The 24,859-nt window shown below is 32.9% G+C and carries 23 protein-coding genes; 21 read left to right on the top strand and 2 right to left on the bottom strand.

Features of this window, described 5'->3' with window-relative positions; translation table 11 throughout:
• Nucleotides 1-149 precede the first annotated feature (149 nt).
• The 9 genes from ACE3PD_RS10360 (at nt 150) to pafA (ending at nt 11,409) form a co-directional block, all read left to right on the top strand.
• On the top strand, nt 150-1,763 hold the full coding sequence (locus ACE3PD_RS10360) for a CTP synthase (protein ID WP_374402177.1): 1,614 nt from the start codon (nt 150-152) through the stop codon (nt 1,761-1,763).
• A 39-nt stretch (nt 1,764-1,802) separates the two neighbouring features.
• Nucleotides 1,803-3,692, top strand: coding sequence for a membrane protein insertase YidC (gene yidC, locus ACE3PD_RS10355; RefSeq protein ID WP_374402175.1), 1,890 nt, complete (start codon nt 1,803-1,805; stop codon nt 3,690-3,692).
• A 58-nt stretch (nt 3,693-3,750) separates the two neighbouring features.
• Nucleotides 3,751-4,551 carry a pyrroline-5-carboxylate reductase gene (gene proC / locus ACE3PD_RS10350; protein ID WP_374402173.1) on the top strand — a complete coding sequence of 267 codons (801 nt, stop codon included), beginning with the start codon at nt 3,751-3,753 and terminating at the stop codon, nt 4,549-4,551.
• A gap of 118 nt (nt 4,552-4,669) precedes the next feature.
• The gene (locus ACE3PD_RS10345) at nt 4,670-5,434 is read left to right on the top strand and encodes a hypothetical protein (RefSeq protein ID WP_374402171.1); all 765 of its coding nucleotides are present in this window, start codon (nt 4,670-4,672) and stop codon (nt 5,432-5,434) included.
• Nucleotides 5,435-6,622: a tRNA 2-thiouridine(34) synthase MnmA gene (mnmA, locus tag ACE3PD_RS10340; RefSeq protein ID WP_374402169.1), complete on the top strand. Its 1,188-nt coding sequence runs from the start codon at nt 5,435-5,437 to the stop codon at nt 6,620-6,622.
• 58 nt (nt 6,623-6,680) lie between these two features.
• Nucleotides 6,681-8,297, top strand: a complete 1,617-nt coding sequence (locus tag ACE3PD_RS10335; RefSeq protein ID WP_374402167.1) for a S8 family serine peptidase — start codon at nt 6,681-6,683, stop codon at nt 8,295-8,297.
• Nucleotides 8,297-9,241: an NAD(P)H-dependent flavin oxidoreductase gene (locus ACE3PD_RS10330; protein ID WP_374402165.1), complete on the top strand. Its 945-nt coding sequence runs from the start codon at nt 8,297-8,299 to the stop codon at nt 9,239-9,241. The genes ACE3PD_RS10335 and ACE3PD_RS10330 overlap by 1 nt, the downstream gene beginning before the upstream one ends.
• A gap of 15 nt (nt 9,242-9,256) precedes the next feature.
• Nucleotides 9,257-9,682 (top strand): hypothetical protein, encoded by a 426-nt coding sequence (locus tag ACE3PD_RS10325; RefSeq protein WP_374402163.1) that lies wholly within the window; start codon nt 9,257-9,259, stop codon nt 9,680-9,682.
• Between the two features lie 113 nt (nt 9,683-9,795).
• Nucleotides 9,796-11,409 carry an alkaline phosphatase PafA gene (gene pafA, locus ACE3PD_RS10320; RefSeq protein WP_374402161.1) on the top strand — a complete coding sequence of 538 codons (1,614 nt, stop codon included), beginning with the start codon at nt 9,796-9,798 and terminating at the stop codon, nt 11,407-11,409.
• 53 nt (nt 11,410-11,462) lie between these two features.
• Here the strand turns inward: pafA and lysA are convergent, their stop codons facing one another.
• The gene (gene lysA / locus ACE3PD_RS10315; protein WP_374402159.1) at nt 11,463-12,668 is read right to left on the bottom strand and encodes a diaminopimelate decarboxylase; all 1,206 of its coding nucleotides are present in this window, start codon (nt 12,666-12,668) and stop codon (nt 11,463-11,465) included.
• A 237-nt stretch (nt 12,669-12,905) separates the two neighbouring features.
• Here lysA and sucC point away from each other — a divergent pair, with 237 nt between their 5' ends.
• The 5 genes from sucC (at nt 12,906) to priA (ending at nt 19,157) form a co-directional block, all read left to right on the top strand.
• Nucleotides 12,906-14,099 (top strand): ADP-forming succinate--CoA ligase subunit beta, encoded by a 1,194-nt coding sequence (gene sucC / locus ACE3PD_RS10310; RefSeq protein WP_374402157.1) that lies wholly within the window; start codon nt 12,906-12,908, stop codon nt 14,097-14,099.
• Between the two features lie 123 nt (nt 14,100-14,222).
• Nucleotides 14,223-15,080 (top strand): carboxylating nicotinate-nucleotide diphosphorylase, encoded by an 858-nt coding sequence (gene nadC, locus ACE3PD_RS10305; protein WP_374402155.1) that lies wholly within the window; start codon nt 14,223-14,225, stop codon nt 15,078-15,080.
• A 3-nt stretch (nt 15,081-15,083) separates the two neighbouring features.
• Entirely contained in the window at nt 15,084-16,007 is a 924-nt protein-coding gene (locus ACE3PD_RS10300) for a YihY/virulence factor BrkB family protein (RefSeq protein ID WP_374402153.1), read from the top strand.
• 21 nt (nt 16,008-16,028) lie between these two features.
• Nucleotides 16,029-16,592: a chalcone isomerase family protein gene (locus ACE3PD_RS10295; protein WP_374402151.1), complete on the top strand. Its 564-nt coding sequence runs from the start codon at nt 16,029-16,031 to the stop codon at nt 16,590-16,592.
• 114 nt (nt 16,593-16,706) lie between these two features.
• Nucleotides 16,707-19,157, top strand: a complete 2,451-nt coding sequence (gene priA, locus ACE3PD_RS10290; RefSeq protein WP_374402149.1) for a primosomal protein N' — start codon at nt 16,707-16,709, stop codon at nt 19,155-19,157.
• Here the strand turns inward: priA and ACE3PD_RS10285 are convergent.
• Entirely contained in the window at nt 19,154-19,849 is a 696-nt protein-coding gene (locus tag ACE3PD_RS10285) for a LytTR family DNA-binding domain-containing protein (protein ID WP_026726604.1), read from the bottom strand. The two genes, priA and ACE3PD_RS10285, sit on opposite strands and share 4 nt — an antisense overlap.
• A 151-nt stretch (nt 19,850-20,000) precedes the next feature.
• On the opposite strand from ACE3PD_RS10285, the gene rpsF reads away from it, so the two are divergent.
• The 7 genes from rpsF to ACE3PD_RS10250 all read left to right on the top strand — a co-directional run.
• Nucleotides 20,001-20,342, top strand: coding sequence for a 30S ribosomal protein S6 (gene rpsF, locus ACE3PD_RS10280; RefSeq protein WP_194096148.1), 342 nt, complete (start codon nt 20,001-20,003; stop codon nt 20,340-20,342).
• Nucleotides 20,343-20,344: 2 nt separating this feature from the next.
• Nucleotides 20,345-20,641, top strand: coding sequence for a 30S ribosomal protein S18 (gene rpsR, locus ACE3PD_RS10275; protein WP_008253655.1), 297 nt, complete (start codon nt 20,345-20,347; stop codon nt 20,639-20,641).
• 63 nt (nt 20,642-20,704) lie between these two features.
• A complete protein-coding gene (gene rplI / locus ACE3PD_RS10270; RefSeq protein WP_194096150.1) occupies nt 20,705-21,148 on the top strand; it encodes a 50S ribosomal protein L9 in 444 nt (147 codons plus the stop codon).
• Nucleotides 21,149-21,208: 60 nt separating this feature from the next.
• Nucleotides 21,209-21,682, top strand: coding sequence for a DUF6495 family protein (locus ACE3PD_RS10265; protein ID WP_374402145.1), 474 nt, complete (start codon nt 21,209-21,211; stop codon nt 21,680-21,682).
• Nucleotides 21,683-21,684: 2 nt separating this feature from the next.
• Complete coding sequence (gene ligA / locus ACE3PD_RS10260; RefSeq protein ID WP_374402143.1) at nt 21,685-23,676, top strand: NAD-dependent DNA ligase LigA; 1,992 nt, start codon at nt 21,685-21,687, stop codon at nt 23,674-23,676.
• Entirely contained in the window at nt 23,669-24,379 is a 711-nt protein-coding gene (locus ACE3PD_RS10255) for a hypothetical protein (RefSeq protein ID WP_374402141.1), read from the top strand. The genes ligA and ACE3PD_RS10255 overlap by 8 nt, the downstream gene beginning before the upstream one ends.
• Nucleotides 24,354-24,859, top strand: a 506-nt coding sequence (locus tag ACE3PD_RS10250; protein ID WP_374402140.1) for a hypothetical protein, incomplete at its 3' end; no start/stop codon positions are given. The genes ACE3PD_RS10255 and ACE3PD_RS10250, both read left to right, overlap by 26 nt.

Genomic DNA, 24,859 nt, shown 5'->3' with positions numbered 1-24,859 from the left:
CTTTTAATTATTGAATAGAATATTGTTTACAATTTAATTACAAAATTGATACATCGACTAATTGGCACATTGACTAATTAGTATTATCTTTGCACGATTTTATTACAGATAAAAGATATTTATCGCAACAACAACACAACAACAACACAATGAACCAAACTAAGTACATTTTTGTTACCGGAGGTGTGACTTCTTCTTTAGGAAAAGGAATTATCGCAGCTTCGTTAGCTAAATTATTGCAAGCCAGAGGATACCGAACGACCATTCAAAAGTTTGACCCTTACATCAACGTGGATCCAGGAACATTAAATCCATACGAACACGGAGAATGTTATGTAACAGACGATGGAGCTGAAACGGATTTGGATTTAGGTCATTATGAGCGTTTTTTAAACGTTCCTACCTCTCAAGCGAACAACGTAACTACAGGAAGAGTATATCTTTCGGTTATTGAAAAAGAGCGTAGAGGAGAATTTTTAGGAAAAACGGTTCAAGTGGTGCCTCATATCACAAACGAAATCAAGGAACGCATGCAGTTACTAGGAAAATCGGGTGATTATGACATTGTGATTACGGAGATTGGTGGAACTGTTGGAGATATTGAATCATTACCTTACATCGAGTCAGTTAGACAATTGATTTGGGAATTAGGTGAAAATAATGGAATCGTTGTTCATTTAACGTTAGTGCCTTTTTTGGCTGCTGCCGGAGAATTGAAAACGAAACCAACCCAACATTCAGTAAAAACCTTAATGGAAAGCGGAATCAAAGCCGATATCTTAGTGTGTCGTACCGAACATGAATTGTCGCAAGATTTACGTCAGAAATTAGCGTTGTTCTGTAATGTGAAAAAAGAAGCGGTAATTCAATCTATTGATGCGTCGACTATTTATGAAGTTCCAAATTTAATGTTGGAAGAAGGATTGGATAGAGTAGCGTTGAAGAAATTAGATTTACCAGAAAAAAATACACCAGATTTAACCAACTGGAACGAGTTCTTATTCAGATTGAAAAATCCAAAGCATGAAGTAAACATTGGTTTAGTTGGAAAATATGTAGAATTACAAGATTCTTACAAATCAATTTTAGAAGCATTTATTCATGCTGGAGCGGCAAATGAGACAAAAGTGAATGTCATTTCGATTCATTCTGAGTATTTAGATGCCAATTCGGCAGAAAGTCAGTTGAAAGATTTAGATGGTATACTTGTTGCACCAGGTTTTGGCGGTCGTGGAATTGAAGGAAAAATCGACACGGTTCGTTATGCAAGAGAAAATAACATTCCGTTTTTCGGAATTTGTTTGGGAATGCAAATGGCAGTAATTGAATATTCACGTAACGTTTTAGGTTATGCGGATGCGAATTCAACCGAAATGAATGAAAGCACTGCTCATCCGGTTATTAATTTAATGGAAGAGCAAAAGAATATTGAAAATAAAGGAGGAACTATGCGTTTGGGCGCATGGAAATGTAGCATAAAAGAAAATACTTTGGCACAAAAAATCTATGGCAAAACAGAGATTATGGAGCGCCACCGTCACCGTTATGAATTCAATGGTGCGTATTTAAACGAATTAGAGAAAGCAGGATTAGTAGCTTCAGGAGTAAATCCAGATACGAAGTTGGTAGAAATTGTTGAAATTCCTACACATCCTTTCTTTATCGGCGTTCAATACCATCCTGAATATAAAAGTACAGTCGCTAATCCGCACCCACTTTTTGTGAGTTTTGTAGCTGCAGCTGTGCAACATAAGAATAAATAAACTGTTCAATAAAACTGAACACTGAACACTTATAAGTAGATGGAAGAAAAAAAATTAGACCTTAATTCGATTATCGGATTTGTATTGATTTCTGGAATTTTGATTTGGATGTTATATTCAAACGCTCCAACACCAGAAGAATTAAAGGAAAAAGAGAAAAAAGAGCAAGTTGAAAAACAAGCCAAAGAAGTTAAAACCGTAACTTCAACAGTTGCCACAACTCCAGTAGCAGATTCTACTAAAAATGCTGCAGCACAAGCACAATTAGGTTCGTTTGGATATTCTGCAACACTTCCATCAGCAACAGATGCTGTTACCGAAATTAAAAATGAAGTTTTATCGCTTAAAATTTCTAATAAAGGTGGATATATCGTTGATGCAACTATATTAGGTTTTGATCAATTTGAGAAAAATTCAAAAAAAGCAGTTCAACTTATTAAAAACAACAATGCTTCTTTAAACATTGCTTTAAATACAACTGATAACAGAACGTTGCACACAAAAGACATGTATTTTGAACCTAAGTTAACTACTGAAGGTAAAAATCAAGTCTTAACATTACAGTTAAAAGCAGGTCCAGATCAGTTTTTAGAATATCGTTATGTATTAAAGCCTAACGAATACATGTTAGATTTTGCTATCCGTTCTCAAGGTTTAGAAAAAGTAGTCAATACTTCAAAACCATTAGATTTAGAATGGCAAATGAAAACATACAGAAATGAGAAAAGTGTTTCGTATGAAAATCGTTATACTGAGTTGGTTTTCGAATATGAAGATGGAAAAGACGATTATTTAAACGCTGCAAAAGATTCAGAAGATGAAGCTAATGACGTTTCTTATATTGCTTTCAAACAACATTTGTTTACTTCTATTTTATTAACGGATACCAAATTCAAAACAGCTAAATTTAAATCTGACAATTTAGTTGATAATGAAAAAGTAGATACCGTTTTCACTAAAAATTTCACAGCTCAAGTTCCTTTAGAATTTAAAAATGGCGCCTTAAACTATAATATGAATTGGTATTATGGTCCAGCTAAATATGAAATTTTAAATGATTATGAAAGAAATTTAGATGAAATCATGCCATTAGGTTGGGGAATTTTCGGATGGATTAACCGTTACATTTTCATTCCAGTTTTCGGATTGATTTCTAGCATTGGAATTGGTTACGGAATGGCGATTATTTTATTTACGATTTTAGTTCGTATCGTGATGTCGCCAGTAACGTATAAATCATATTTGTCACAAGCAAAAATGAAGGTATTACGTCCTGAAATTGCTGAATTGAATGAAAAATTCAAAGATAATCCAATGAAGAAACAACAAGAGACAATGAAGTTGTATTCAAAAGCAGGAGTAAATCCTATGGCAGGATGTTTGCCAGCGTTGATGCAATTACCAGTTTTCTATGCGTTGTTCCAATTCTTCCCATCGATGTTTGATTTGAGACAAAAATCATTCTTGTGGGCAGATGACTTATCTTCTTACGATAGTATTTATCAATTGCCTTTCCATATTCCATTTTATGGAAGTCACGTGAGTTTGTTCCCAATTTTGGCTTCTATCGCTATTTTCTTCTACATGAAAATGACAACGGGTGACCAAGCAATGAGCACACCACCTCAAGAAGGTATGCCAGATATGGGTAAAATCATGAAAATTATGATTTACATTTCGCCTGTAATGATGTTGTTCTTCTTTAATAATTACGCATCAGGATTGAGTTTGTATTATTTCATTTCTAACTTAATTACTATCGGTATTATGTTAGTGATTAAAAACTACATCGTGAAAGAAGATAAAATTCACGCTCAAATTCAGGAGAATAAAACAAAAGAGAAGAAGGAAACTAAATTCCAAAGGAAAATGCGTGAAATGATGGAGCAAGCAGAAGCTCAAAAAGCCGCGCAACAAAAGAAAAAATAATTTTTATCTTAATACAAACCCTGTCTTTAAACGACAGGGTTTCTTCTTTAATTACGTAATGAAAATAGCGATTATTGGTTTTGGTAATATGGGGCAAACCTATGCTAACAGTTTTATGAGTTCGGGCTTTGTCGGAGCTTCCGATATTTTAGTTTTAAACAAAATGACAGTGGATGAAAAGTATTCCTTTGGAATTGATGCTGTGAATTTCTTTACAGAACCAAATCCTAAAATCTTCGAATCGGATATTTTGATTTTAGCTGTTAAACCTCAAGATTTCAAGCAATTAGCATCTGAAATAAAAACGTTTCTAAATCCAGAACACGTTGTCTTATCTGTTATGGCTGGAATTTCAATTGAAGCAATGCAGAAGGAGTTAGGTGTTGCTAAAATTGTACGTTCTATGCCAAATATTCCAACACAAATTGGCGAAGGAATGACTGTCTTTTGCGCATCAAATGCGGTGGATAGAAAAGAACTTTTCATTGTTCAAAATTTAGTTAACACAACTGGAAAATCGATTTATATTGATAGAGAAGAAATGTTAAATGCTGCAACAGCAGTTTCTGGAAGTGGGCCGGCTTATGTATTTTATTTTATGCAAGCCATGATAGAATCGGCTGTAAAATTAGGTTTTTCAGCATCTGAAGCGGAGTTTTTGGTTAGCCAAACTTTCTCTGGTTCGGTTCAATTACAAAACAGAAGTAAATTGTCAAATGAAGCTTGGATTCAACGAGTAGCTTCTAAAGGCGGAACAACTGAAGCTGCTTTGTCAATTTTTAATCAACTTAAGCTTCAGGAAATTGTGATTAATGGTGTAGATTCGGCAAACAATAGAGCAATTGAATTAGGAGCGTAATTTTAGTTCTTAAAACAATATTAAAGTTGCAAGGCTTATCTTCTTAATTTGATTAATTTTGCAATTGGAATAATAATTGTACAACAAAATAGTTATAAAGAAAATCAACAGATATAAAATGAAAAAAATAGTTTTCTTGTTTTTACTTTTCGGAGCTTTTATCGCTAATGCACAAGATAAAATCAATCAATTAGACGATAAAGGGAATCGTCATGGTTTATGGAGAGGAACGCATAAAGAATCCAATCGAATTCGTTATGAAGGTACTTTTGAGCATGGAAAAGAAAAAGGTGTATTCAAATATTTTGATGATACTAAAGCTGCTTCAGTTATAGCTACAAGAGATTTTTCAAAAGGAGATGGTTCTTGTTTTGCAATTTTTTATGATCAGAAAGGAAATAAAGTAAGTGAAGGTAGATTAGTGAATAAATTGCCAGAAGGAGAATGGAAATATTATCATTTTGAATCGAAACAATTAATGTCGATAGAATTTTACAAAAATGGTAAACTTAATGGTATTAGAAAAGTATTTTATAAAGATGGAACTATTGCTGAAGAAACCAATTACAAATTAGGTACTAAAGTTGGAACTTCTAAAACATTTTCAGAAAAAGGACAATTAATAGATTCTCATATTTATAAAAATGGTCAATATGATGGAGTTGCTTCTTACTATGATGGATTAGGCAATAAAATGTATGAAGGGAACTATGTAAACGGAAAACGTGTGGGAACTTGGAAGTTTTTCGAAAAAAACAAAGTAATTAAACAAGTTAAAGCAGCAAAATTTAGTCAAGAATTGATTAAATATGAGCAAAGAAATGCTAAAGAAGCATCAAAAACATTAGAACAGTTAAAAGAAGAAAAAGGAGGACAAGAATAAATGAAAAGAGTAGTAGTAGGACTTTCGGGTGGAGTAGACTCGAGTGTTGCCGCTTATTTATTAAAAGAGCAAGGATACGAAGTTATTGGGCTATTCATGAAGAATTGGCATGATGATTCCGTTACGATTTCAAATGAATGTCCATGGTTAGAAGATAGTAATGATGCTTTATTAGTTGCTGAAAAACTTGGAATTCCTTTTCAAACGGTAGATTTATCAGAACAATACAAAGAGAAAATCGTTGATTATATGTTCAATGAATACGAAAAAGGAAGAACTCCAAATCCAGACGTATTGTGTAACCGTGAAATCAAATTCGATGTTTTCATGAAAATCGCCATGTCTTTAGGAGCTGATTATGTAGCAACCGGACATTATTGCAGAAAAGGTACTATTGAAAAAGAGGGAAAAGAAGTTTTTCAATTGTTAGCAGGAAAAGATGGCAATAAAGATCAATCGTATTTTTTATGTCAATTATCTCAAGAGCAACTTTCGAAAGCCTTATTCCCAATTGGTGAATTAACCAAACCAGAAGTTCGTGAAATAGCATCCAAATTAGATTTAATTACAGCCGAAAAGAAAGATTCGCAAGGACTTTGTTTCATCGGAAAAGTGCGCTTACCTGAATTTTTACAACAAAAATTACAACCAAAAGAAGGTGTAATTATTGAAATTCCAGCAGAAGCCGAAATTTATCATCAAGAAAAACCACAATTCAATTCAGAAGAAGAAGCTTTTGCTTTTGAAGCAAGAAGAATTGATTATTTAAAAGTGCCTGGAAAAGTAATGGGCAAACATCAAGGTGCTCATTATTTTACAAAAGGACAACGTAAAGGTTTAAATGTTGGAGGAACAAAAGAACCACTTTTCATTATTGAAACCGATGTAGAAAAGAATATCGTGTATACTGGACAAGGCAATCAACATCCTGGATTATTCAAAAAAGCATTGTTTATTGCAAATGATGAAATTCACTGGATAAGAGAAGATTTAGCTTTGAAAGAGGGTGAAAAATTGGAAGTAATGGCAAGAATTCGTTACCGCCAACCTTTGCAAAAAGCAACTTTACATCAATTCAAAGAGGGCATGTATGTAGTGTTTGAAAATCCACAATCAGCTATAACAGAAGGACAATTCGTGGCTTGGCATCATGACGATGAAGTTTTAGGAAGCGGAGTTATTGCATAAAACAATTGTAGTTTCTTCAATAAAAATGAGTAAATTTGATTTAATAAACCCATGTTATATGAAGAAACTACTACTTTTTACATTATTGGTTTTTAATTTTGGCTTTTCTCAAGAAGACGCTTGGGTGTATTTTAATGATAAACCTGATGCCGCTTATTATTTAGCGAATCCTTTACAAATGTTATCTCAAAGAGCATTAGATAGAAGAACTGCTCAAGGTATTGCATTAGATAATACGGATGTTCCCATTGCTCAAACGTATATAGACCAAGTTACTGCTTCAACTGGAATTACAGTTATGGCTAAATCAAAATGGTTAAATGCACTTCATGTTAGAGGAACTCAAGCGGATATTCAATTACTAACTAATTTGCCTTTTGTAAATCATATTCAGTTTGCTAATGCTAGTTTGAATTCTAGACATTCTATTACGATTCAAAAAACTACAGTACTACAACCCGTAAACAAACAATTAGAAGTTTTAACCGATTTTAACTACGGAGGTTCATCGAATCAAATTCAAATGTTAAATGGTCATTTTTTGCACCAACAAAATTATACGGGTCAAGGTAAGATGGTAGCTATTATGGATGCAGGTTTTCCTGGAGTAAATTCTGCAAGTCCATTCCAAAGATTACGTGATAATAATTTAATTTTAGGAGGTTATAATTTTCCAGACAGAAATACCTCTATTTATACAAGAAATTCTCATGGAACATCAGTATTGTCTTGCATGGCGGGATATGTTGATAATCAATTAGTAGGTACTGCTCCAGATGCGCAATATTACTTATTCATAACTGAAGATGCAAATTCTGAAAATCCAGTAGAGGAATCGTATTGGGTAGAAGCAGCAGAAATGGCCGATAGTTTAGGAGTTGATGTTATCAATTCCTCATTAGGTTATTTTACATACGATAATATTAGCTATAGTTATTCTTATTCTGATATGAACGGATTGAAAACTTTTGCTGCAAGAGGAGCAAATATGGCTTTTTCAAAAGGAATGATTTGTGTAACAAGCGCTGGAAATTCCGGAAATTCAGCCAATCCGCATATCGCAACACCTGCAGATGCCATTACTACTCTAACTGTAGGAGCCGTAGATGCATCTGAAAATTATGTTTCTTTTAGTTCTATCGGACCATCTTTTGATGGAAGAGTAAAACCCGATGTTTGTGCAAAAGGTTACGCTGCAACTGTTAGTAATTCATCAGGAAGTATTGTAAATGCTAACGGAACATCTTTTTCAAGCCCCATTTTAGCAGGAATGGTGACTACCTTTTGGTCAGCTGTTCCAAATATGACAAATGCTCAAATCGTTCAATTTATAAAAGAATCGGCTGATATTTATGCCAATCCAACCATTTATAAAGGATATGGTGTACCTGATTTTCAATTGGCTTTAACCAATGCTTTATCAGCAAACAATTTCGAAAATGATATTGTATTATTGTATCCAAATCCAGTTCAAGATAAAGTAACTATTGTTTTTTCAGATACAAATTTTTCTGGAAATCTTATTTTATTTAATAGTATCGGACAACAAGTAGGATCTTTTGAGATTTTTGAAACAAATGCATCCGTTAATTTAGAAAATTTGGCATCAGGTTTGTATTTTTACCAATTAAAAATAGAAAATAAAACAACTCAAGGAAAATTATTAAAATTATAATGAATAAAATTACCCAACTCTTCAATATAAAATATCCCATCATCCAAGGCGGAATGATTTGGAACAGCGGTTACAAATTAGCAAGTGCCGTAAGTAACGCTGGTGGTTTAGGATTAATTGGAGCAGGATCAATGTATCCAGAAGTGTTAAGAGAACACATCCAAAAATGTAAAAAAGCAACTGATAAACCTTTTGGAGTTAATGTTCCAATGTTATATCCTAACATTGAAGAAATCATGCAAATTCTAAAAGAAGAAGGTGTGAAAATCGTTTTTACTTCGGCAGGAAATCCAAAAACTTGGACCCCGTTTTTAAAAGAAAATGGCATGACAGTTGTACATGTTGTAAGTAGTTCTAAATTCGCACTAAAAGCACAAGAAGCAGGAGTAGATGCTGTGGTTGCAGAAGGTTTCGAAGCCGGCGGACACAATGGAAGAGAGGAAACGACAACGTTAACCTTAATTCCAATGGTGCGCGAACAAATTTCCATTCCATTAATTGCTGCAGGAGGAATTGCAACTGGAAGAGGAATGTTAGCTGCTATGACTTTAGGTGCTGATGGTGTTCAAATGGGAAGTCGTTTTGCTGCTTCAACCGAAAGTTCTGCTCATGATGAATTCAAACGAACAATTGTAGAAACAGGAGAAGGTGACACGCAATTAACATTAAAAGAATTGGCTCCTGTTCGACTAATCAAAAATAAATTCTATAACGATGTTCAGGAATTGTACACTAAATGTCCATCTAAAGAAGATTTGGAGAATTTATTAGGAAAAAGAAGAGCAAAAAGAGGAATGTTTGAAGGCGATTTAGTGGAAGGTGAATTAGAAATTGGTCAGATTGCCGGATTAATTCATGATATTTTACCTGTTCAAACAATTGTTGAAAACATCATGACCGAATTTAACGCTGCTAAACAAGAGGTTGTTACCTTTGATTTTTAATTCAATACTAATACAATGAAAATTTTAAAATACTTACTACTGATTTTGTTTTTAGCTTCGGCTTCGACTTATGCTCAAAAATATCGCTTTAAAACATCGAGTTTTATGGTGAGTAATAAAGACAAAAAAGGAAATTGGGGTGAATGGTCTAAACCAGAAAAGAGTAAAATGATTGTGCTTTTAGACATGGAAAGCCATAGAATTGTGGTGTATTCTGAAGTAATACAATTGTTTTCTATTATCAAATACGGCAATCAGGAAACTAAAGGCGATGATGATGTGGTTAGCTTTGATTGTGTAGACAACAATGGTGTGGAATGTGTTTTATCGATTTACACTAGAAAAAAACAAGGAAATAGAAATCAGTTGTATATCACCTATCAAGATATGATAATTGCTTATAACATGGTTGTGGAAGAGGAACCTAAACCCAAAAAATAATTTCTGAGAAAGCATTAAAATGACTTTTTATTGAATGCAATAGAAAGTCATTTTTTTATTTATTAACATTCCATTGACATCAAAAACGTACTTTTGTATAAAATTCTTTTAAAATGAAAAAAGCCTTAGCTATATCAGCATTACTTGTTTCTTCGCTACTTTCAGCACAAGAAAGACCTAAATTAGTGGTAGGAATCGTGGTTGACCAAATGAAAATGGAATATTTATATCGCTTTTCAAGCGACTTTTCCGAAAATGGTTTCAAGCGATTAATGAATCAAGGCTACACGTTTCATAACACGCATTATAATTACATGCCAACATACACGGCTCCTGGACACGCTTCAATTTACACAGGAACAACGCCTGCGGTTCATGGAATTGTAGGTAATGAGTGGTTCAATAAAGCGACTGGAAAAGAAGTGTATTGTACAGATGACGAAACGGTTTCAACTATTGGTGATGATTCAAAAAAAGAAGGAAAAATGTCACCAAGAAACTTGCAAAGTTCCACCATTACTGACGAATTGAAGTTGTCAACCAATTTCAAAGGAAAAGTTATCGGAATAAGTATTAAAGATAGAGGAGCTATTTTGCCTGCGGGACATTTTGCGGATTGGGCTTTTTGGTACAGCAAAACTGGAGCGTTTATTTCAAGTTCGTATTATGGAGAAAAACTTCCAGATTGGGCAACGCAATTCAATGCTGAGAAAAATTATTTGAAATATGTAAATAAAGGTTGGGATCTGCTAAAACCAAAAGAAACCTATAACGAAAGCTTAACTGATAACAATCCATACGAAGGGAAGTTGTATAAAAAAGCACCATTTATGCCATACAATCTTCAAGATATGTATGATGCAAACGATGCTGGAATTCTACGTTCAACGCCTTATGGAAATAATTTATTAGCCGATTTTGCTAAAAAAGCGATCGAAAACGAAAATTTAGGAAAAGACAATATCACCGATTTCTTAGCCGTTAGTTTCTCTTCAACTGATTACATCGGACACGTTTTAGGTCCGCGTTCTATTGAATTACAAGACACTTATTTACGTTTAGACGAAACTATTGCTGATTTCTTAGCTTACTTAGATAAAACTGTTGGTAAAGGAAATTACTTGGTTTTCTTAACTGCCGATCACGCTGGAGCGGAAAATGTAACGTACTTGAAAGACAATAAATACAAAGTTGATAACATCAATTACAAAAACATCCAGAAAGAATTAAAAGAGTTTTCGGAAACAACTTTTGGAGAAAACTTAGTATTGGATTATTCGAATTACAACTTGTTTTTCGATAAAACAAAAGTAAAAGCAAAAGGCTTGAATTTACAAGAAGTAAAACAAACCTTCAAAGATTATTTACACAAACAGGACTATATCAAGCGTGTTTACACCGAAGAAGAAATCACCAACGGAAATCCAAGTGATTTTTATTTAGACTTCATCACAAAAGGGTATGACCCAACACAAAACGGTGAACTAATCATGATTTTTAAACCAGGTTATGTAGAATATTCTTCAACCGGAACTACTCATGGTTCGCCTTATTCTTATGATACACATGTTCCCTTAATTTTCTTCGGTTGGAACATTAAAAAAGGACAAACTCACGATAGAAAAGAAATCACACAAATTGCTCCAACGGTTACCCAAATGTTAAAAATTACCATGCCAAATAGTTCTGATGGTAAGATTTTGTTGGAGGTTTTAAACTCAAAATAAATCAAAAATCCCGTATTAATTACTAATGCGGGATTTTCTTATTTAACCAAAAACTAAATTTCAATCATCACTTGATTCCTCATAATATCATCAAACGTTTCGCGTTCTCTGATTAAGTGACCTTTTCCATCTTTCCAAAGTACTTCTGCTGGTTTTAGTCGTGAGTTGTAGTTAGATGCCATTGAAAAGCAATAAGCGCCGGCATTTCTAAAGCATAAAATATCACCTTCGTGTATTTCAGTAATTCTTCGGTTGCTAGCAAAAGTGTCGGTTTCACAGATATAACCTACTACCGAGTAGTATCGTTCTTTTCCTTTAGGATTAGAAATATTTTCAATATGATGTTGCGCACCATATAACATCGGACGAATCAAATGATTGAAACCCGAATCAATTCCAGCAAAAACTGTTGAGGTAGTTTGTTTTACTACATTTACTTTCGCTAAGAAATAACCCGCTTCGCTTACCAAGAATTTTCCAGGTTCAAAAGCTAAGGTTAATGGACGACCGTATTCTTTTTCGAAAGCTAAAAAGCGTTTCGTTAATTTTCTTCCAAATTCTTCTACATTAGTCTCAATATCGCCTTTTTTGTATGGTACTTTAAATCCGCTTCCAAAATCGATAAAATCTAATGCTGGGAAATTTTTAGCCGTTTCGAATAGGATTTCGGCAGCATATAAAAACACTTCTACATCTAAAATATCCGAACCCGTATGCATGTGAATGCCGTTGATATGCATTTTTGTATTTTCAATAATTCTCAAAATATGAGGCAATTGATGTATTGAAATCCCAAATTTACTATCAATATGTCCCACCGAAATATTCGCATTTCCGCCTGCCATTACATGAGGATTAATTCGAATACAAACCGGAACATTCGGATGTTTCGTTCCAAATTGCTCCAAAATCGATAAATTATCAATGTTGATTTGAACACCTAATTGCGCTACTTCTTCAATTTCTTCCATTGAAACCCCATTAGGTGTGTAAATAATGTCTTTTGGTTCAACACCGGCGTGTAATCCCAATTGTACTTCTTGTAAAGAAACCGTATCTAATCCAGAGCCTAAACTTTTTAAGTATTTCAAAACAGATACATTCGATAAAGCTTTAACAGCATAGTGTACTTTAAAACGTTCTACTTTGCTAAATGCATTATGTAATCGGTTGTATTGAAAGGCAATTTTTTCCGCATCATAAACGTATAATGGACTTCCAAATTCTGTTGCTAATTGTTGTAATACTTCTGGTTTCATTTTTGATTTAATTTGATGCAAAAGTAAATCAATATTTAAAAGTTACAATTTTTAAAACAATTATTAACAAAATATAACAAAATGTTTTATTTGTAACATTCGTATTTTTTTAAAGTTACAGTTTTAATACGAATATGTATATCAAATTCCCAAATTAAACGAAAAAAAGTTAGTCCATTAAAAATTACTTTGCTATTTTTGTGGCACTTTTTTAAACAAGATAAACGCATAACAATTATGAACATACACGAATATCAGGGTAAAGAAATCCTAGCTAGTTATGGAGTACGTGTTCAACGTGGTATTGTTGCTAACAATCCAGTTGAGGCGGTAGCTGCAGCAAAACAATTAACTGCTGAAACAGGTACAAGTTGGTACGTAGTAAAAGCACAAATCCATGCTGGAGGTAGAGGAAAAGGTGGAGGAGTTAAGTTAGCTAAAAACTTAGACCAAGTAACTGAAATTTCTGAGCAAATCATCGGAATGCAGTTGATTACACCACAAACTCCACCAGAAGGGAAAACAGTTCACAAAGTATTAATTGCTGAAGATGTTTATTATCCTGGTGAAAGCGAAACTTCTGAATTTTATGTTTCTGTTTTATTAAACAGAGCTACTGGTCGTAACATGATTATGTATTCTACTGAAGGTGGAATGGATATCGAAGAAGTTGCTGAGCACACACCACACTTAATTTTTACTGAAGAAATTGATCCTGCTTACGGATTACAAGGTTTCCAAGCTAGAAAAATTGCTTTTAATTTAGGTTTATCTGGAGAAGCTTTCAAAGAAATGGTGAAATTTATCGATGCTTTATATAAAGCCTATATCGGTTCTGATTCATCTATGTTTGAAATCAACCCAGTATTAAAAACATCTGACAATAAAATTTTAGCAGTTGATGCTAAGGTAAATATCGACGATAACGCTTTATTCAGACAAGCAAAATATGCTGAAATGCGTGACATTAGAGAAGAAAACCCAATCGAAGTTGAAGCTAAAGAAGTAGGATTAAACTACGTTGATTTAGATGGAACTGTTGGTTGTATGGTAAATGGTGCTGGTTTAGCAATGGCTACTATGGACTTAATTAAGTATGCAGGTTTTGAGCCAGCTAACTTCTTAGACGTAGGTGGTACTGCTGATGCAAAACGTGTTGAAACTGCTTTCCGTATCATCTTAAAAGATCCAAACGTAAAAGCTATTTTGATTAACATTTTTGGTGGAATCGTTCGTTGTGACCGTGTTGCTCAAGGTGTTGTAGATGCTTACAAAAACATGGGTGACGCTATTAAAGTGCCAATCATCGTTCGTTTACAAGGAACAAATGCAGAAATTGCTAAAGAATTAATCGATAATTCAGGTATGCCAATTTTATCTGCAGTACAATTCCAAGAAGCAGCTGATCAAGTAAAAGCAGCTTTATCTTAATCGAATTTAATATCCAATCATAATGAAACTCTCAGATTTGTCTGGGAGTTTTTTGTTTTTTACGACCTCAATATTTTTTAAACTTCAAAGGATTTCTTACATTAGCGATTCAATTTACAAACCATGATTTCAGAAGCGCAATTTCAAAAAGAATTAGAATTAATCATTAGTAATGCTATCCGTGAAGATGTTGGAGACGGCGACCACAGTTCACTCGCGTGTATTCCAGCTTCAGCACAAGGAAAAGCGAAGTTATTAGTAAAAGATGAAGGGATTATTGCTGGTGTAGAATTCGCTAAAATGATTTTTCATTATGTAGATAAAGACATGAAAGTGGAAACGTTTATCAATGATGGTGAAAGAGTAAAATATGGTGATGTTGTTTTTCATGTTTCAGGAAGCTCACAATCGATTTTAAAAGCCGAACGTTTAGTATTGAACTCGATGCAACGAATGAGCGCCATCGCAACGAAAACCAAAATGTTTGTTGATTTACTGGAAGGTACAAAAACTAAAATTTTAGATACCAGAAAAACCACACCTGGAATCCGTGCCATCGAAAAATGGGCGGTGAAAATTGGTGGTGGTGAAAATCACCGTTTTGCATTGTACGATATGATTATGTTGAAAGACAATCACAACGATTTTGCTGGAGGAATTCCGCAAGCGATTGCAAAGACAAAACAATATTTAATCGATCATAATAAAGATTTAAAAATCATTGTCGAAGCCAGAAATTTAGACGAAGTGCAACAAATTTTAGATGCTGGCGGTGTTTATCGAATTTTATTAGACAATTTCGATTATGAAACTACAAAGAAAGCAGTAGCCATGATTGGAAATCAATGTTTGACTGAATCTTCTGGAAATATTAATGAAAAAACCATTCGTAATTACGCAGAATGTGGAGTGAATTATATTTCTTCTGGCGCTTTAACGCATTCAGTTTATAATATGGATTTAAGTTTAAAAGCGATATAATGTATGTCGGAAGAAATAGAAAATAAACTCAATAAAATCCCAGTTGTAAAGCAATTAGTTTCGCTTACGAAAGCTATAAAGTTGAAATCTTTAGAAGGCTTATCACTTTATGATATTTTGGAACTATATGTGTTGGGAATTTTCAAAGGTGCTTTTTCGTACAGAGCAAGTGCTATTGCGTTTAGTTTCTTTATGGCATTATTTCCTTTTACGTTATTTATCTTGAATTTAATTCCGTTTATCCCTTTGGAAAATTTTCAAGCCGATTTTTTAGAGTTTGTAGAAGAAGGAGTGCCACCCAATACTTACGAAGCTATTGAAGCCATTTTAAAAGATATCATGGAAACCAGTCACCAAGGTTTACTATCGTCAGGTTTTATTTTATCTATTTTGTTAATGACCAACGGAATTAATGCCATTTTAGGAGGATTTGAAATGTCGGCTCACATTACTATTACTAGAGGTTTTTTTAGACAATATTTTATTTCATTAGCCATTTCTTTGGTCTTATCGATGATTTTGTTGATAACAGTTGCAGCCATTGTGATTGCTGAGGTAATGATTCAAAAAATAAATATTCGAGGTTATGTAGCAGATGTTTCGGTTATTGAATGGAGTCGATATGGTTTCATTCTTTTAATGATTTTGATCACAACTTCAATATTATATAAATTTGGAGCTAAAGAAACTTCAAGTATTGCATTTATTAGTTATGGTGCGGTTTTTACTACCATTTTAATAGTAGTTTCTTCTTATGTTTTCGGAATTTATGTAACTAAATTTGCAAAGTACAACGAGTTATATGGTTCAATTGGTACACTTCTTGTATTAATGTTCTATATTTGGATTAATTGCATGGTTTTGTTATTAGGTTTCGAACTAAATGCAACTATTTCAAAATTGAAAAGAAAAAATTTATATATTTAACCAAACTAAAAAAAATAAATTATGAAAAAACAAGTTATTACATTTTTAATGTTGATTACGACTGTGTTTACAGTAAATGCACAAAAAACAGTTTCGGGAGTTAAAGTTGATGCTAAGTTAAATTTAGAGGGTCAATCTTTAGTTTTAAATGGCGCTGGAACTCGTGTTAAGATGTTTATGGATATGTACGTTGGTGCTTTGTATTTAGAAAAAAAGAGTACTAATGCCAACGAAATCATGAACAGCAAAGAAGGAGCTGCCATTAAATTAAACATTGTATCAGGTTTAATTACTTCTGATAAAATGATTTCGGCTATTAATGAAGGTTTCGAAAATGCTACAGGAAAGAAAACCGCTCCATTAAAAGCAAAAATCGATAAATTCAAAGGTTTCTTTAAAGAAGAAATTAAAAAAGGGGATGTTTTCATCATTATGAATGTTCCAAATGAAGGAGTTGTAGTTTATAAAAACGGAACTAAAAAAGGAAGTATCGACGGACACGATTTCAAAAAAGCTTTATTCGGAATCTGGTTATGCGACAAACCAGCTGATAAAGATTTAAAAGATGAAATGTTAGGAAAATAATTCCAACTAAATATAAAAGTAAGCGTTCTCAATCGAGGACGCTTTTTTTATTCAGTAATTTATCTTTTTTCTATTTTCTTTTTTCTATTCTCTTTTTCCAACTATATTTGTTCTATGCTGTATTTTATCGAAGTCGTTTTACCTTTAGCGGTTTCTAAAACCTTTACTTATCAGGTTTCGGAAGCGGAATTTAACTACATTCAAATAGGAATGCGAGTGGCAGTTCCCTTTGGGAAAACTAAGATTTATACGGCTTTGGTGTTAGATAAAACGAATACGCCACCTCAATTATACGAAGCAAAAGAAATTCATCAAATTTTAGATGAAAAACCAGTTGTAAATTTACATCAAATCGAACATTGGAAATGGATTGCCTCTTATTATATGTGTTCGTTGGGTGAAGTTTTTCGAAGTGCATTGCCTTCTGGTTATATATTGGAAAGTGAAACCATTATTTCGGCAAAAGCAGACCAAGACATTCATTCTGATGAATTAAAAGACGATGAATATTTAATTTTAGAGGCGTTAAAAACGCAATCTTCTATTACGATACAAGATGTTATCAAAATAGTTGGGAAAAAGACGGTTTTTCCTGTTATCAATCGATTGTTGGCGAAAGGCGCATTAGTTTTACAAGAAGAAATTTCGGAACAATACAAACCAAAATTAGTTCGTTATATCAGATTGCAAGAAGAATTTTTGCAACAAGAAAGATTAGCCGAATTATTAGAAATGTTATCCAAAGCCAAAAAGCAACGCGAATTGGTTCTACATTATTTCCAATTACAAGCTCGTGAAAAAGCACCTATTTCAGTAAAAAAACTCATTGAAACTTCAGGAAGTTCTGCTGCTATTGTAAAATCTTTGGTAGATAAAACCATTTTCGAAGAATATTATATTGCGCAAGATAGAGTTGCTTTCGATAAAGATGATGATAGTCAATTCACGTTAAGTGAAGCTCAACAACTAGCTTTTGATAGTATTCAAGAAAATTTCAAATCGTTTGATGTAAATTTATTACACGGAGTTACCGCTTCTGGTAAAACCGAAATTTACATCAAACTTCTTGAACAATATATTAAGGAAGGAAAACAAGTATTGTTTTTATTGCCAGAAATCGCTTTAACCACTCAATTAGTACAACGATTAACAGCTTATTTTGGAAATGAAGTTGCTGTTTTTCATTCAAAATATACTAATAACGAAAGAATAGAAGTTTGGAATCAAGTCTTGGAAAATTCTCCAAAAGCCAAAGTAGTAATTGGTGTTCGAAGTGCTTTGTTTCTTCCGTTTTCTAATTTAGGTTGTATTATTGTAGATGAAGAACACGAGCAAACTTTCAAACAACACGATCCAGCGCCAAGATATCACGCCCGTGATGCCGCTATAGTTTTAGCGAAGCAACACGGAGCAAAAGTGGTTTTGGGAAGTGCCACGCCATCTTTGGAAACGTATTATAACGTACAAGCTAAAAAGTATGGTTTAACCGAATTGAAAGTACGCTACGGAAATGTAGTGTTACCCGAAATTCAATTAGTCGATTTAAAAGACAAATATTTCAGAAAGAAAATGTCAGGGCATTTTTCTGATGAATTATTGGAGGAAATCACTAAAACGTTATCAAAAGGCGAACAAGTTATTTTATTTCAAAACCGTAGAGGATTTTCGCCTTATGTGGAATGCATGACGTGTGGTCATGTGCCACATTGCCCAAGTTGCGATGTGAGTTTGACGTATTACAAATTCAAAAATCAATTGCGTTGTCATTATTGTGGTCATTCGATAGCTAATCCAACGCATTGTCATAGTTGTCAATCGGTTGATTTAACTACTAAAGGTTTCGGAACTGAACAAATTGAAATGGAATTGAAAACCCTTTTTCCAGAGAAAAATATCGGAAGAATGGATCAAGATACCACTAGAGGAAAGTTTGGCTTCGAGAAGATTATCGATTCCTTCAAAAATAGAGAAATTGATGTTTTGGTAGGAACACAAATGCTAGCCAAAGGTTTAGATTTTGATAATGTAACTTTAGTTGGGATTCTAAACGCCGATAATTTATTGAACCAGCCGAATTTCAGAGCCTACGAAAGAGCGTATCAAATGATGATGCAAGTTTCGGGTAGGGCAGGACGTTCAGAGAAAAAAGGAAAAGTAGTTATTCAAACGTATAATCCGTATCACAATACCATTCAACAAGTTTTGGGTAATGATTATATGGGAATGTATAAAGAGCAAATTTACGAACGCCAGAATTTCAAATATCCGCCTTTCTTTAGATTAGTGAAGCTTACATTAAAACATCGTGATTTTGATAAATTGAAAGAAGGTTCTATGTGGTTGTATAATGTGTTGTCTCAAAATTTAGATATGCCAGTTTTAGGACCAGAAGAGCCAGCGATTAATAGAATCCGAAATGAATATATTCGAACGATTATGGTTAAGATTCCAGTTCAGAAGCATTTGGGTAATACCAAAAAAAATATTGCGAAAGTGCTCATGAGTTTTGAAACAGTTCCGCAATATCGTTCTATTAAGGTAAAAGTAGATGTCGATGTGTATTAAGCGTTTTCGATTGCTTTTACAATTTCTTCTTTCTTGTTTCGACTTAATGGTATTTTTGTATTTCCAATTTCGGCAAACTTACTATTGAATTTTTCCACTCGGTCTAAATTGATAATATACGATTTATGAACGCGAATGAATTTGCCTTCTGGAAGTTCTTTTTCAAAACCTTTCATTGTTGATAGCACTAAATGACTTTCATCATCGGTAACTACTTTGATGTAATCGCCATAGGCTTCAATCCATTTAATTTTAGAAACATAGACTTTTAGTTTCTTTAAATTACTTTTAATCACAATACTCTCACCATGGTCTTCATGGTTTTCGTAACGCAAAGCGTGAAGTTCAGTAGCTTTTTTAACTGCTTTATTGAAACGTTCTTTAGAAATAGGTTTTTGAAGAAAATCAGTTGCTTCATAATCAAAAGCTTTAACAGCATAGTCTGCTTTTGAAGTAATGAATATAATTTGTGGTTTGGTTTTTAGTCCGTCTAATAAGTCGAAGCCATTGATTAACGGCATTTCAATATCAAGAAATATAAGGTCGATTGTATTGTTGTTGATACAATTCTTTGCCTCAAGAGCATTGGCAAAATCTCCTACTAAATTTAATAATGTTGATTCGTTAACAAGTTTTGTGATGGTAATCCTTTGAATAGCGCTATCATCTACAACGATACAATTCAACTTCATGGGCATATATTTTTTATAGTTTGTTAAAAATAGAACAATTATTACAAATACACAAGTTTTTTTAATAAAAAATTAATAAGGTGTTGTGCTTGCTATTTCAAATAAAAGTATTATTTTTGCACCCAATTTTATAACAATAAATATAAAGATTATGAATCATTATGAAACTGTTTTCATCTTGAATCCCGTTTTATCTGAGCAACAGGTAAAGGAAACAGTAAGCAAGTTTGAAGATTTTCTTACTTCTAAAGGGGCTGAGATGGTATCGAAAGAAGATTGGGGCTTAAAAAAATTAGCTTATGAAATTCAACACAAAAAAAGTGGATTTTACCACTTATTCGAATTCAAAGCGCCAGCTGAAATTATCCTTGCATTTGAAACTGAATTCCGCCGTGACGAGCGTGTTATGCGTTTCTTAACAGTGTCTTTAGACAAACATGCAATTTCTTGGGCAGAAAGAAGAAGAGCAAAATTAAAATCTAAAACAAACTAATCATGTCTACATTAGAGCAATCTGCAAAAGGGAAAAAAGACGGAGATATCAGATATCTTACGCCTTTAAACATAGATACAAACAAAACTAAAAAATACTGTCGTTTCAAAAAATCAGGTATTAAATATATCGATTATAAAGACGCAGACTTTTTATTGAAATTTGTTAACGAGCAAGGTAAAATTTTACCAAGACGTTTAACAGGTACTTCATTAAAATACCAAAGAAAAGTTTCTGTAGCTGTTAAAAGAGCTCGTCACTTAGCTTTAATGCCATACGTGGCCGATTTATTAAAATAATAATTAACAAATAGTTGTTGCTTCGCTACTGGCGGGCTAACTTCTAATTAAAAGGACAACAACATGGAACTTATCTTAAAACAAGACGTTCAAAATTTAGGATTTAAAGATGACGTAGTAACTGTGAAAAACGGATATGGTCGTAATTATTTAATTCCTCAAGGTTTTGCTATTTTAGCAACTCCATCTGCTAAAAAAGTTTTAGCTGAAAACTTAAAGCAAAAAGCGCACAAAGAAGCTAAACTTGTTGCAGATGCAAAAGCTTTAGCTGAAGCTTTAAAAGCTTTAGAAATTAAAATTACTGCTAAAGCAGGTGGTGATAAATTGTTTGGTTCAGTTACTAGCGCTAACATCGTGGAAGCATTAGAAGCTAACGGTCATTCAATTGAGAAAAAATTCATCACTAGTGGTGTAGTAAAACGTGTAGGTAAATATACTGCATCAGTTAGATTACACAGAGATGTTATCGTAGAGTTACCATACGAAATCGTAGGTGAAAAAGCATAATTTTTCTTAAAATATAAATTAGCTCCGATTTTATCGGGGCTTTTTTTTTATCTTTACTTTATGAAATACGCAAGATTAACCAAAGAACAATTAGAAGAATTACATCCAGAATTCATTACTTTTTTAGCTACACAATCAATTGATAAAAAGGAATGGGATGAAATTAAGCAAAATAAACCTCATATTGCCGAACAAGAAATTGACGTTTTCTCTGATATGATTTGGGAAAAAGCATTGACGAATGTTACGCACATTGATCATTTTTCTAAAAACTACATTTTTCTTTTTAAATGTATGCAAAATGCGGTTTTTTCTTTTGTAATAAAAACAAATAATCCACAAATTGATTTCGTTTCTGCAGATGGGATTCACTGGTTGTCTGAAAATTTATTTTCCGATGAAGTAGAAATCACTAGAGGAAAGAAAGATTTATCAGAAAACAGAAATGAATCTTTGTTTGAAATCATTAAACAAGGTGGAATCATCAGTAAAGGAGAATTGTTTACCAAATTAGACAGCTTAATCAATCAGTAAATATGAGCGTTTTAGATACTATTAAGAATTTAAGAGACGAATTAAATCTACATAATTACAATTATTATGTTTTAGATAAACCTACCATTTCTGATTTTGAATTTGATCAAAAGCTAAAACATTTACAAGATTTAGAAGCACAACATCCAGAGTTTTTCGATGAAAATTCGCCCACTCAAAGAGTAGGAGGAATGGTTACGAAGAATTTTGAAACAGTGAAACATGAATATCGCATGTATTCGTTGGACAATTCTTATTCCATTGAAGATTTACAAGATTGGGAAACCCGAATTCAAAAGGTTTTAGGCGATGTTCCGTTAGAATATACTTGCGAATTAAAATACGATGGTGCATCAATTAGTATTTCGTATGAAAAGGGTCGTTTAGTTCGTGCAGTTACGCGTGGCGATGGTTTTCAAGGCGATAATGTCACGAATAATATCAAAACGATAAAAGCAGTTCCTATTCATTTAAAAGGTGATTTTCCTGAAAAATTCGATATTCGAGGAGAAATCATTCTTCCGTTTGCTGGATTTGAAAAAATGAATCAAGAATTAATTGAAATTGGTGAAACTCCTTATTCCAATCCAAGAAATACGGCTTCTGGAAGTCTAAAATTACAAGACAGTGCCGAAGTAGCCAAACGTCCTTTAGATTGTTTGTTGTACTTCGTAATTGGTAATAATTTACCCTTCAAAACTCAATTTGAAGGCTTACAAAAAGCAAGAGATTGGGGATTTAAAGTACCAACACAATCCAAATTAGCTAAAAACCTAAGCGAAGTTTTCGAATACATCAACTATTGGGACAAACACCGTCATGATTTACCCTATGAGACAGATGGAGTTGTTATCAAAGTAAATAATTTGCAACATCAAGATGAATTAGGGTATACAGCAAAATCTCCCCGTTGGGCGATGGCGTATAAGTTTAAAGCCGAACAAGTCACTACGAAATTAAACTCGATTTCATATCAAGTAGGGCGAACAGGAGCGATTACGCCCGTTGCGAATTTAGAACCCGTACAATTAGCAGGAACGATTGTAAAACGTGCTTCGTTACACAATGCCGACCAAATTGAAAAGTTAGATATTCGAATTGGCGATGAAGTTTTCGTAGAAAAAGGAGGTGAAATTATTCCGAAGATTATTGCGGTTGCTAAAAGAGGTGATCAAACCGAGCCAACAAAATATATCACTCATTGTCCAGAATGTCAAACGGAATTGGTTAGAAGCGAAGGCGAAGCGAATCATTTTTGTCCAAATTTCTATGGTTGTCCACCGCAGATTATTGGAAGAATTCAGCATTTTATCACCAGAAAAGCAATGGATATTGATGGTTTAGGCGGAGAAACAGTTGCTTTATTATTCAATGCTGGTTTGATTACGAATTATGCTGATTTATATGAACTGAAAAAGGAACAAATCATTCCTTTAGAACGAATGGCGGAAAAATCAGCAGAAAACTTAATCAACGGAATTGAAAAATCGAAAACGATTCCATTTGAACGTGTTTTATATGCGTTAGGAATTCGATATGTAGGTGAAACAGTTGCTAAGAAGCTAGCGAAACATTACAAATCAATTGATGCAATTGCGCAAGCGAGTATTATGGATTTGATTTTGGTTGATGAGATTGGCGATAAAATCGCACAGAGTGTCGTACAATTCTTTGAAAATCAAGAAAATATTCGTATTATTGATAAGCTTAAGAGTTTTGGAGTTCAATTAGAATCGGGTGAAGATGATGTTTTACTTTCTGAAAAGTTAAAAGGAAAAACCTTTGTAGTATCGGGAGTTTTTGAAATATATTCTCGAGACGAACTAAAAAAAGCTATTGAAGATAACGGAGGAAAAGTAGGAAGTTCCATCTCATCAAAAACCGATTATGTAATTGCTGGGGATAATATGGGACCTTCCAAACTAGAAAAAGCAAATCAATTAAAAATTGCAATTATATCAGAATTAGACTTCAAACAAATGATAGATGCTTAAAGTAAATTCGGCTTTAATATTATATTTTACAGCTTTTATTTTATATGTATTTGCTGTTTTAATTGGAAGCGATAATTTGGAACTTTTTACTAAGCCAATTATCCTTCCGTCGATTTATTATTTCTATTATATTAGTGTTAGGGGTAAAATTGATTATTTGTTTTCTTTTTCGGTTTTATCCTTCTTTATTGGTGAAATTTTACATCTAATTAGTAGAGAAGAGTTTAATGTTTCGGGGCTTATATTTTTGTTAATTCCATATTTCATTATATTGTTTTTTATTTTTCAAGATTTAATCTATTATTTAAAAAAGAAAAAAATTAACCTGAATACCTTTTCTTTCTATATTATCGTAATGCTTTTAGTGTATTTATTATTTAATGCACTAATGATGATGATAGAAGAGAAAAGCTTTGAATTTTTTATTTATTTTTTGTACGGAATATTATTGTTGTTAATGGGAATTTTAGCCTTTGTAATGCTAATTAACTACATTAATAGAACAATTTTGTACACGGGTTTTATGGTTGGTTGTTTTCTATTATCCGATTTGTTTTTTGTTTTTTCAAAAAAAATCCCCGATTTATTAGCCTTGAAGATGATTAATGTTGCAACTCAAGAGTTATCGTTTTTTTGTTACATAAGTTATTTTGTTTACAGAACTAAATTTAAACTTCATGGTAAGAGAGATATTCAAGACTGATAAAAATATAGATAGCCGAGCTAGTGGAGCTCTGTATATATATTTTATTTCCTATTTGTGTTATTTGTTTTTTTATAGGGTTTATGGCGATTTAGACATTGCTTTGATTTTTAAACCCATTATAATTCCAAGTATTGCTTTTGCTTACTTTTTTATAAGTAAAGCAAAAAAAATATATTTGAATTTATTTTTGTTTTTAGTAATCTTTTTTGCTGATAATTTGATTTTGATAGAGGGAAGAGATATTAAAGTGTTTTCGACCTATTTGTATCTAATAGCTATAGGTATTTTATTTAGTTATGTAGTTACAGATTCGAAAATCTTTAAAAGAAACCTCTTTTTAAAAAACAATTTCAATTATTTTATAATTGCTTATTTGTTGTTAGTCATCTTTTATAAGATTGCAAGTTTGACTTTAAATAAGGAGTTTAAAGAGTTTTTTGTAGTAATTGGATATAGTATAATGTTCTTAATGGTTGT

It is taken from the genome of Flavobacterium sp. (assembly GCF_041911335.1).
Taxonomy (GTDB): domain Bacteria; phylum Bacteroidota; class Bacteroidia; order Flavobacteriales; family Flavobacteriaceae; genus Flavobacterium.
The sequence above is the reverse complement of the archived record's forward strand: the minus strand, read 5'-3'. Positions and strand labels throughout refer to the sequence as shown.